Raw genomic sequence first — 9,230 nt, 5'->3', positions numbered from 1 at the left:
GATGTGTATAAGAGACAGGCCCTGCAACTCCAGCGCCGTCTTCATGGCTTCGCGCGCGCGGCGGCGGTCCCCGGCGTAGTCGTAGGCGCGGGCCAGCCGGTACCAGCGCCGCCAGTCGTCGGGGTGGTCTTCGACTTCGGTGCGCACCGAGGCGAACAGCGCGTCGGCGGCGCCCCGTTCGATGCGGCCGGACGCCCGCCGCGGCAGCGCGCTGGTGTCGAGCTCCATGCCGTCGGCCGCGATCAGATCGGCCAGCTTCTGGTGGGCGAACCCGAACCGCAGCGTCGCCACCATGGCCCACAGCCCGATCAGGGGCATGATCAGCACCGCCAGCCCCAGGCCCACGGCGGCCGCCCGGCCCGAGGCGATCATCGCTACGGCCATCCGCCCCAGCAGCACGAAGTACGCCAGCATCGCCACGCACAGGAACGCGATCAGCAACTGGGTGCGCAGGGCTGCGTTCATTGCAGGTCGTTCATTGCAGGTCGAGCAGGGGCTCGAGCCCGACGGTCAGGCCGGGGCGTTCGGCGACGCGCCGCACCGCCAGCAACACGCCGGGCACGAACGAGGTGCGGTCCAGGCTGTCGTGGCGGATGGTGAGCGTCTCCCCCTCGGTGCCGAACAGGATCTCCTGATGCGCGACCAGCCCGGCCAGCCGCACCGAGTGCACGGGGATGCCGTCGACGTCCGCGCCCCGGGCGCCGGGCAGGCCGGTGCTGGTGGCATCGGGGTTGGGCGGCAAGCCTTTTCGGGCCTCGGCGATCAGCTTGGCGGTGCGGGCGGCGGTGCCCGATGGGGCGTCGGCCTTGTGCGGATGGTGCAGCTCGATCACCTCGACCGAATCGAAGAAGCGCGCCGCCTGCTTGGCAAAGTGCATGGACAGCACCGCCCCGATCGCGAAGTTGGGGGCGATGAGGACGCTCGTGTTGGGGCTCTTGGCCAGCCAGCTTTCGACCTGGTCCAGCCGCTCGGAGGTGAAGCCGGTGGTGCCGACGACGGCGTGAATTCCGTTGCCGATGAGGAACTCCAGATTGCCCATCACCACGTCGGGGTGGGTGAAGTCGATGACCACCTCGGTCTTGGCGTCGGTGAACAGGCTGAGCGAGTCCCCCGCATCCACCTCGGCGGACAGCGTCAAATCCTCGGCGGCCTGCACGCCGGCCACCATCGCCGAACCGACTTTTCCTTTAGCTCCCAAGACGCCTACCCGCATGGGTTTCACCCTAGACCGGGCCGATTGATCCACAGTCGGGTGTTTATCCACAACCGGCGCGTTTTCGATGGCGCGCACTGGGCCGCGCGGCTTACTGTTCGAACATGCGTTCGATCGAAGTTCCGCCAGAAGTGGCCGCCGCCCTGGACGCGCTGGACGCGGCCGACGCGGCGGTGCGCGGGCTCGATTTCGGCGCGCTGAGCCCAGTCGTCCGGCTGCACGTGCTGGACGCGATGGAAACCTCGCACCGGCGCCAAACCGCGGTCGGCACAGAGGTGATCGCCGGCCTGGCGAACGAGGATCCCGCCGAGGTCGGCGGACCGGTCCACAAGGTCATCGCCGACTGGTTGCGGATCAGCTATGCCGACGCGTGCCGCCGGGTCCGAGACGCCAAGCAGCTCTCGCCGCGGCTGACGCTCACCGGCCAGGAGTTGCCACCGGAGTTGCCCGCCACCGCCGCGGCGTGGCGCGACGGCGTCCTCGATGGCCAGCACCTGCGGGTGATCCAGGCGTTCGTGCGTGACCTGCCGGCCGCCGTCTGCGCCGAGGAGGTCGATGCGGCCGAGCGATTCCTGGCCCGGCAGGCGGCCGGTTTGCGTCCCGACCAGTTGCAGAAGGTCGCGCACCAGTGCGCATTACGACTCAATCCCGACGGGAAGTTCTCCGATGTCGACCGCGCCCGTCAGCGCGGCTTCAGCTGGGCCGCGCAACGGCCCGACGGGATGAGCGTCGGCAAGTTGGTCGCATCCCCGGAACTGCGCGCCAACCTCGACGCGTGGCTGGCCCGCTTCGCCGCCCCCGGCATGTGCAACCCGGACGACGAAAAGCCTTACATAGAGGGCGAACCCGGGGACCAGTCCGCGAGCGGTGACACGCGCAGCCACGCGCAGCGCCAGCATGACGCGATCAACGCGCTGGTGCGCGGCCAGCTGGGCGACCCGCGGCTGGGGGCGCACAACGGGTTGCCGGTCACCGTCATCGTCTCCACCACGCTGCAGCAGCTCACATTCGGCACCGGGCGCGCGGTGACGGGCGGCGGCACGGTGCTGCCGATGCCCGACGTGATCCGGATGGCGAGCCACGCCTACCACTACCTGGCCGTGTTCGACGAACACTCCGGTCGCCCACTGTATCTCGGCCGCTCACGGCGGATCGCCACACCGGACCAGCGGATCGTCCTCTACGCGAAGGACCGCGGCTGCACGCACCCGGGCTGTGACGCGCCGGGCTATTGGTGCGAGGTCCACCATGTCGACGAGTGGGCCGCCGGCGGCCGGACCGATGCCGACGGGCTCACCTTCGCCTGCGCACCGCACCACAAGCTCCTCGAAAAGGGCTGGCGGACAAGGAAGCTGCCGAACGGGCGCACCGAGTGGATTCCGCCGCCGCATCTCGATCGCGGGCAGCGCACGAACGACTACCACCACCCGGAAGACCCTTGACGACGCCTAAATCTTGAAGCGCCCGGCGAATCCGCGCAGCGGCAGGTCGGCGCTGGTGATGAGTCCCGGTGGGGCCGCGGCGACCGATTTGATCGAGGCCAGCGCGGGCATGCCGGTCACGGTCATGCCGATGGAGGCGAAGTTATCCGGGTTGGACAGGTCCACACCGGGCTTGGGGAAAATCATGTGCTTGTTGTAGATGCACGGGTCGCCCTTGATCTGAGTGATGTAGCAGCCCTTGATGTTCCAGCTCGGGTCGGTGTGTGGGGTCATCTGCCACTCCAGGTGCGTCTCGACCCGGGGAACGCCGTCCACCATGCCCTGGTACTTGATGTAGTTGCCGCCCAGCGAGCCCTTGGGCAGCGTGTACCACCCCAGGTCGACGTCCTTGGTGCAGGCGCCCAGCTCGTAGCTGAACTTCACCTCGTCCAACGGCAGGTCGAAGCAGTCGGCCATCATCAGCACGCTGTCGGCGAAGACGCGGGTGTACTTCTCCAGCTTGCCCGGGATCTCCGGGTCGTCGACCGGCTGGCCGTAGCCCACCTCGATCCAGGTGTCCTTGGAGTGATGGCATGAGACGTCGACGGATTCGATGGTGGTGACGTTCTCGATATCGGCGACGTCGGCCGAGCACACGACGCCCAGGATCTGGTTCAGGCCCGGGTTCATCCCGGTCCCGTAGAACGTGGCGCCGCCCTTCTCGCACGCCTCGGCCAGCAGCCGGCTCACCGGCTTGCCCGACGGGTGGGGGTGGTTCTTGTCGCGGTGCCAGCCGGTGATCCAGTCGGCCGTGGTGACGATGTCGATGCCCGCCTCGAGCACTGTGACGTACAGGTCCTCGTCGGGGAACACGCCGTGAAACGTGAGCACGTCCGGCCTGGCGGCGATGATCTCCTCGACGCTCCCGGTGAACTTGACGCCGTTGGACCCCACCCCGGCGAATTCGCCGGTGTCCTTACCGACCTTATCGGCCGAATAGGCATGCACCCCAACGAGTTCCAGGTCAGGATGGGTGGCGATCCGTCTGATCATCTCCGAGCCGACGTTTCCGCTGCCAACCTGGAAGACACGGATCGGTGCGCTACTCATTGCATTGAGCCTTCCTGTGCTGCGAATGCCTCGGGATAGAACTGCTTGGCCCACTTGCGAATTGCGGTGAAGCCCTCGTACTCGTCGGTGGCCAGCGCCGGCGGGTCGGAATAGCGCTGGTGCTGCCAGATCTCGATGTCCTGCTCGAACTGCCGGATCACTTCGCGGCCGAACTCGGCCGCCTTGCGTTCGGCGCGGGCCGGGTCCTTGCCCGGGCTGCGGCCGATGTAGACCATGAATCGGACATCGGAGGTGAACTCGTCGACCGGGGTGACCGCGGAGATGGTGCGGTTGTCGATCATCCCCCAGCTCTTGGTCACCGCGATGCCCAGGCCGCCGTTGACGGCCTCCACCCCGCTGTTGACGTCCTCGATCTTCTGCCCGTCGTCACCCTCGAACGTGATGGTGAAGTCGACGAACGAGACCGGCTCCGCGAAGTCGTGGCGGGTGAACACCGGCACGATGGGCGTGTTGTGCACGAATTTGAAATGCGCGAAGTCCACGCCGTTTTCGAGCACATACTGCGGATGCAGTTCCAGGGCCTGCCGGTACAACCGCTGCTGCGGGTAGTAGTCGTCCACGCCGCTGCCGTCGCGGAACGCGCCGAACACGTCCGGCGCGTCGAAGTACGGGTCACGGCGCTCGACGTCGTGCCAGATGTAGACCGAGGCGTTGCGTTCCACCACGGGATACGTGCGGATGCGGCGGCCGCGGTTCGGCCGATCCTGGTAGGGAATGCAGACGTTGCGACCCTCGCCGCTCCACTGCCACCCGTGGAACGGGCACTGCAGCACCTCGCCGACCACCTTGCCGCCGTAACCCAAGTGCGCGCCCAGGTGTTCGCAGTATGCGTTCATCACGGTGAGCTGCCCGGACTCGGCCCGCCACGCGACCATCTCCTGGCCGAAGTACTTCATCTTGTGCACGTCGCCCACCCCGATCTCGTCGGACCAGGCGACTTGGAACCAGCCGGTTGGTTTCATCGACAACGGCGGCTTAGCCATGCGGGATCCCTCCTTGGGTACGAATGATAGGCCGCGCCTCCCCAAAATCAAAGTACCCTCTATGAAACCTTGACCACCGCCCCGCGCGATAGGCTCGGCAGATGACTCGGCAGGTCAGCGGGTCCGGAACCGTGAACCGGCGCCCCAACCGGCGTGGCAACGCCACGCGGGAGAGCATGCTCGAGGCCGCGCTCAAGTCGTTGGCCTCCGGCGACCCGGGCTCGGTGTCGGCCAATCGCATCGCCAAGGACATCGGCGCCACCTGGGGCGCGGTGCAGTACCAGTTCGGCGACACCGACGGGTTCTGGGCGGCGGTGCTGCACCGCACCGCCGAGCGCCGCGCCGCGACCTTTTCGACGCTGTCGGCACCCGTCTCGCCGCACGCGCCCCTGCGTGAGCGGGTGGGCGCCATCATCGACACCCTCTACGACGGGTTGGCCTCGCCGGATTCCCGTGCGATCGAGAACCTGCGGGCCGCGCTCCCCCGCGACCCCGACGAGCTCGAGCGCCTGTTTCCGCGCACCGCCGCCGAGCTGTTCTCCTGGGGCAAGAGCTGGCTTCAGACCTGCCAGCACGCCTTCGCCGGGCTGGACGTCGACCCGGACCGGGTGCGCGAGGTGGCCGCGCTGATCCCCGCCGCGATGCGCGGCCTGGTGTCCGAGCGCCAGCTCGGCTCGTACGCGGACCTGGACATGGCGCGGCGCGGCTTGACCAACGCGCTGGCCGCCTACCTGGAGCCAACCCGCCGGTGACGGACGGCGGCATCACGATCCGCCGCGCCGGACCGAACGATTTCGCCCGGGTCGCCGAAATGCACTATCCGGTCTGGCGGCAGTCGTGGACCGGCCTGCTCCCGGATGCCACCCTCGACGTACTCGGATCGCCGCGGCGCTGGGCCATCCTGGCGTATCCCCGGCTCCTGCAGCGCCGCGACTGGAGCATGTGGATCGCCGAATTCGGTTCGGCCACAATCGGTATGACCATCTTCGGGCCGGATCTCGCGACTCCCGAACAGGTCGAACTCGACTCGCTGTACATCGCGGCGGACCACCAACGCCGCGGCGTCGGCGGCCGGCTGCTCGGCACGGCCCTGACCGAAAGCCCTTCTGGCGACGTCGTGTTGTGGTGCGCCGAACGCAATACGCGGGCGCGAATCTTCTACGAGACGAACGGCTTCCGCGCCGACGGCCGCACCCTGGACTGGGAGCCGCTGCCCGGCGTCAAGGTCCCCCATCTGGGCTACCGGCTGACCCGGCGGTGACCTCCCGGCGCAAGTCGTATTGGCCGAGATCGGTGTTCGCCAGCATGGCGCGGTGTTCGCCCGGCGTGAAGGGCCAGACCTCGGGCACCCCGTCCTTGTTCAGATACCAGCTCTGGCAACCGGTGGTCCACACCGTGTCGGGCATCGCCGCGCGCAGCCTGGCGTTGAAGCTCTCGGTCGCGGGCCACGTCGGTTCCACCGTGTCGAATTCGCCTCGGCGCCAACGCTCGATCCAGCGCAGTATGTGGTCGGCCTGCGATTCGGCGACGGTGGTGAGCGCGAGGTTGCCGACCGGGCTGTGCGGCCCCAGCATCATGAAGAAGTTCGGGAAGCCCGGCAGCGCCACCGTCTGGTAGGCCCGGGGACCGTCGCGCCACACGTCGTCGGCGGCGATGCCGTCGCGGCCGATCAGCCGCATCGGCCGGAAGAACGCGTGGGTGTCGAACCCGGTGGCCAGCACGATGATGTCCGCCTCGTGCAGGATTCCATCGGCGGTCACGATGCCGCGCCGCTCCACGTGGTCGATAGCGGCGGTGACCAGTTCGACGTCGTCGCGCTGCACGGCGCGGTAGAAGCCATTGGACATCACCAGCCGTTTGCACATCGGCGTGTAGTCGGGCGTCAGCGCGCGGCGCAACTCGGGGTCGCGGACCTCGCGCAGGCTGGCCCGGCACAGCGCGCCCATGATCTTGCGGCGCAGCCCCGGCTTGGTGAGCCCGACGGCGAAGGTGTCGTAGCCGAGGCTGTAGCACCGGTAGGCCAGCCGGTCGAGCCAGCCCCACCTGTCGTGGGTGAGGTGGGTGAACCTGCGGTAGCGGGGGTTGGGCAGCCGCAGCACCCACTGCGCGGTGCGCTGGAAGAGCAGCACCCGGCCCGCCACCCCGGCCAGGCCGCGGACGAGTTGCACGCCCGTCGACCCGTTGCCGATGACGGCGACCCGCCGGCCGCGCAACTCGACGCAGTGATCCCACCGCGCCGAGTGAAAAGCGTGCCCGCCGAAGTCCTCCAGGCCGGGGATCGACGGCAGGCGCGGGTGATGAAGCACGCCGGTGGCGCAGATCAGGAAGTCGACGGTCGACTCTTCGCCGGCGTTCGTGCGCAGCCGCCAGCGACCGCCCTCGAATCGCGCGCTGACGATCTCCGTGCCGAACCGGATGCGGTCGCGCAGCCCGAACTTCTCGGCGACGCCGCGGAAGTAGTCCTGGATTTCACCGCCGGGCGAGAACACGTGCGACCAGTTGGGGTTATGGGCGAACGTGTACTGGTAAACGCGCGACGGGATGTCGCAGACCAGGCCCGGATAGGTGTTCTCGCGCCAGGTCCCGCCGACCTCGTCGGCCTTCTCGTAGACCGTGATGTCTGTTATCCCACTGCGCAGCAACGTAATTGCGACGCATATCCCCGACATGCCCGCTCCGACGACGGCTACGGCCGGGTTGCGTCGCATGCCGGCCGGCTACTCGGACTCGGCGCGCTGCTTGAGGCGCTGCAGGGTGAGCCGGATGTGTTCGGAGTTGGCCGCGACCCGGTCCGGGACGCCTGTGGCCTTGCCGGCGATCTTGCGGAACCAGCCGGGCCTGCGGTCCCAGGTGCTTTCGGTGACCCGGCAGCCGCCGTCGGTCGCGACGATGTCGTATTGCCAGCGCGCGATCGGGAGCATCGAGTGCCGGACGTCGAACGCGAAGATCCGGCCCGGTTCCGCGTCGGTGACCGTGCACTTGGTGCTCCAGCGCCGTTTGGCGCTTTCGTTGTGGCCGGTGAACACCGCCCCGGGGCGCGCCGCATCGCCTTGGCGCCACTCCATGGCCACCGCCTCCTCGGCGAACGAGGCGAGCGTCGGCAGGTCGGTGATGAGCCGATACACCAGGTCGGGACCGGCGGCGACCTGCACGGAGGCCGTCACGGACGGGTCGGTCATTGGCCGATCATAGCCAGCGCGCGGGTGGTTTCACCCTCAATTGCGGGCAGGCGGAACTATCCCCACACTTGAGGGCGAACCTCCGCGAAGCTAGGGGCAGCCATGCGAGTCGGCGTACCGACCGAGACCAAGGTCAACGAGTTCAGGGTTGCCATCACGCCCGCCGGCGTCGCCGAACTGACGCGACGCGGGCACGAGGTGCTCGTCCAGGCCGGCGCCGGTGAGGGCTCGTCCATTCCCGACGAGGAGTTCAAGTCGGCGGGCGCCCAACTGGCCGACTCGGCCGAACAGGTCTGGGCCGAGGCCGATCTGCTGCTCAAGGTGAAGGAACCGATCGCGGCCGAGTACACCCTGCTGCGCTCGCGTCAGGTGCTGTTCACCTATCTGCACCTGGCCGCCTCGCGCGCCTGCACCGACGCGCTATTGGCCTCGGGCACAACGTCAATCGCCTACGAGACCGTGCAGACCCCTGACGGCGCCCTCCCGCTGCTGGCCCCGATGAGCGAGGTCGCCGGCCGGCTGTCGGCGCAGGTCGGCGCCTACCACCTGATGCGGACCCACGGCGGCCGCGGCGTGCTGATGGGCGGGGTGCCGGGCGTGAAGCCCGCCGACGTCGTGGTTATCGGCGCCGGCACCGCGGGTTACAACGCGGCCCGGGTCGCGAACGGGATGGGCGCCAGCGTCACGGTTCTCGACGTCAACATCAACAAGCTTCGGCTGCTCGACGCCGAGTTCGGCGGGCAGGTCCGCACGCGCTATTCGTCGGCGTACGAGCTCGAGGGCACCGTCACCCGGGCCGACCTGCTGATCGGCGCGGTGCTGCTGCCGGGCGGCAAGGCCCCGGAACTGGTTTCGAATGCGCTTGTCGCACAGATGAAACCGGGTGCGGTGCTGGTCGACATCTCCATCGACCAGGGTGGTTGCTTCGCCGATTCCCGGCCCACCACGCACGACGACCCGACCTTCGCGGTGCACGACACGCAGTTCTACTGCGTGGCGAACATGCCCAGCGCGGTGCCCAAGACGTCGACCGTGGCGCTGACCAACGCGACCATGCCGTACGTGCTCGAACTCGCCGACCGCGGCTGGCAGGCCGCCTGCCGATCGGATCCGGCTCTGGCGCAAGGCCTTTCGACGCATGGCGGCGCGCTGCTGTGTGGGCGGGTGGCCGCCGACCTGAATCTGCCGTTCACCGATCCGGCGAGCGTGCTGGCCTAGTTGTACTGACCTGAGAGGTTAGGTACGCGAGTGGCGGGTGGTTGGCCGCCGAGTGCGGTGTGGCCGCGGTGGTGATTGTAGGTGT

At 68.5% G+C, this 9,230-nt stretch carries 10 protein-coding genes; 4 read left to right on the top strand and 6 right to left on the bottom strand.

Annotated elements, in window-relative coordinates:
* On the bottom strand, nucleotides 1-465 hold a 465-nt coding region (locus WU80_RS22940), incomplete at its 3' end, for a hypothetical protein (RefSeq protein ID WP_055405855.1).
* Between the two features lie 10 nt (nucleotides 466-475).
* Nucleotides 476-1,213 (bottom strand): 4-hydroxy-tetrahydrodipicolinate reductase, encoded by a 738-nt coding sequence (gene dapB, locus WU80_RS22935; protein ID WP_055405376.1) that lies wholly within the window; start codon nucleotides 1,211-1,213, stop codon nucleotides 476-478.
* A gap of 104 nt (nucleotides 1,214-1,317) precedes the next feature.
* On the opposite strand from dapB, the gene WU80_RS22930 reads away from it, so the two are divergent.
* Nucleotides 1,318-2,655: an HNH endonuclease signature motif containing protein gene (locus WU80_RS22930; RefSeq protein ID WP_055405375.1), complete on the top strand. Its 1,338-nt coding sequence runs from the start codon at nucleotides 1,318-1,320 to the stop codon at nucleotides 2,653-2,655.
* Between the two features lie 6 nt (nucleotides 2,656-2,661).
* On the opposite strand, the gene WU80_RS22925 is transcribed toward WU80_RS22930, so the two are convergent.
* Together WU80_RS22925 and WU80_RS22920 are read right to left on the bottom strand one after the other, a co-directional pair.
* On the bottom strand, nucleotides 2,662-3,744 hold the full coding sequence (locus tag WU80_RS22925; protein WP_055405374.1) for a dihydrodipicolinate reductase: 1,083 nt from the start codon (nucleotides 3,742-3,744) through the stop codon (nucleotides 2,662-2,664).
* A complete protein-coding gene (locus tag WU80_RS22920; RefSeq protein ID WP_055405373.1) occupies nucleotides 3,741-4,748 on the bottom strand; it encodes a Rieske 2Fe-2S domain-containing protein in 1,008 nt (335 codons plus the stop codon). Before WU80_RS22920 ends, WU80_RS22925 begins: the two co-directional genes overlap by 4 nt.
* Nucleotides 4,749-4,924: 176 nt before the next feature.
* Between WU80_RS22920 and WU80_RS22915 the strand changes: the two genes are divergently transcribed.
* A complete protein-coding gene (locus tag WU80_RS22915) occupies nucleotides 4,925-5,500 on the top strand; it encodes a TetR/AcrR family transcriptional regulator (RefSeq protein ID WP_369808566.1) in 576 nt (191 codons plus the stop codon).
* Entirely contained in the window at nucleotides 5,497-6,009 is a 513-nt protein-coding gene (locus WU80_RS22910) for a GNAT family N-acetyltransferase (RefSeq protein WP_055405371.1), read from the top strand. Before WU80_RS22915 ends, WU80_RS22910 begins: the two co-directional genes overlap by 4 nt.
* Here WU80_RS22910 and WU80_RS22905 read toward each other — a convergent pair.
* Together WU80_RS22905 and WU80_RS22900 are read right to left on the bottom strand one after the other, a co-directional pair.
* Nucleotides 5,969-7,456, bottom strand: a complete 1,488-nt coding sequence (locus tag WU80_RS22905) for an NAD(P)/FAD-dependent oxidoreductase (protein ID WP_055405370.1) — start codon at nucleotides 7,454-7,456, stop codon at nucleotides 5,969-5,971. The genes WU80_RS22910 and WU80_RS22905 overlap by 41 nt on opposite strands.
* Nucleotides 7,457-7,465: 9 nt before the next feature.
* Nucleotides 7,466-7,927, bottom strand: coding sequence for an SRPBCC family protein (locus WU80_RS22900; protein ID WP_055405369.1), 462 nt, complete (start codon nucleotides 7,925-7,927; stop codon nucleotides 7,466-7,468).
* A 102-nt stretch (nucleotides 7,928-8,029) separates the two neighbouring features.
* Here WU80_RS22900 and ald point away from each other — a divergent pair, with 102 nt between their 5' ends.
* Nucleotides 8,030-9,145, top strand: coding sequence for an alanine dehydrogenase (gene ald, locus WU80_RS22895; protein ID WP_055405368.1), 1,116 nt, complete (start codon nucleotides 8,030-8,032; stop codon nucleotides 9,143-9,145).
* Nucleotides 9,146-9,230: the final 85 nt, after the last annotated feature.

The sequence above is a fragment of the Mycobacterium sp. UM_11 genome, from assembly GCF_001414075.1.
Classification (GTDB): Bacteria; Actinomycetota; Actinomycetes; order Mycobacteriales; family Mycobacteriaceae; genus Mycobacterium.
This window is presented reverse-complemented; position numbering and strand designations above follow the sequence as displayed.